2 protein-coding genes are annotated in these 700 nt (G+C 46.6%); one reads left to right on the forward strand and one right to left on the reverse strand.

Going from position 1 to position 700, the window contains the following annotated elements; translation table 11 throughout:
- A partial coding sequence (cadR, locus tag DK870_RS29100; protein WP_161550424.1) for a Cd(II)/Pb(II)-responsive transcriptional regulator occupies positions 1-377 on the reverse strand: 377 nt, incomplete at its 3' end.
- A gap of 150 nt (positions 378-527) precedes the next feature.
- Between cadR and DK870_RS29105 the strand changes: the two genes are divergently transcribed.
- The coding region (locus tag DK870_RS29105; RefSeq protein WP_161550425.1) for a cation transporter at positions 528-700 on the forward strand (173 nt) is incomplete at its 3' end.

Raw genomic sequence — 700 nt, forward strand, 5'->3', positions numbered from 1 at the left:
AAAATTCCGCACGACGCAGTGGGTGCTGTATTCGAGCACTTCTGACGCAAAATCGTCAGGTGCTGCTTTAATTGCGTTAGCTCTTCCATGCGTACTTCTACAGCACGGATATGATCATCCAGCAGCTCATTGACGTTGCCGCAGTCTTCGTAAGGCCTATCTCGAAACTGCAGCAAGATTCGCACTTCCTCTAAGGTCATATCGAGCGTACGGCAATGGCGAATAAATTGCAGGCGCTCAATATGATCCTCATTATACAAACGATAATTACCTTCGCTGCGGGCAGGCTCTGGTAATAACCCTTCTTTTTCATAGTAACGAATGGTTTCGACAGTGGTTTCTGTGTGCTTGGCAAGTGCGCCTATCTTGATTGGCATGATGGCATCCATAACTTAAAACATTAAAGTAACTATAGGCTTTAGCGCTATAAAATCAATCTTATTACATAAGGCGTTGGACAGCTTGACTCTGAAGCTGCTAGAGGGTTTATGATGCACCTATAATTTCCATTCATAGGAGAAACCCTCATGCAATATCATATCGAAGGCATGGACTGCGCGAGTTGCATCGGCAAGATTGAGACCGCTCTGGCGCGCATGCCCGGCGTTTCTGATGTCCAGCTGAACTTTGCCACACAAAGCCTGACACTGTCGTTGTTAGCCGATGGGGCCACTCAGGCCGATGATGTTGAAAAAACCAT

This window comes from Pseudomonas sp. Q1, assembly GCF_009935975.1.
Taxonomy (GTDB): Bacteria; Pseudomonadota; Gammaproteobacteria; order Pseudomonadales; family Pseudomonadaceae; genus Aquipseudomonas; species Aquipseudomonas palleroniana.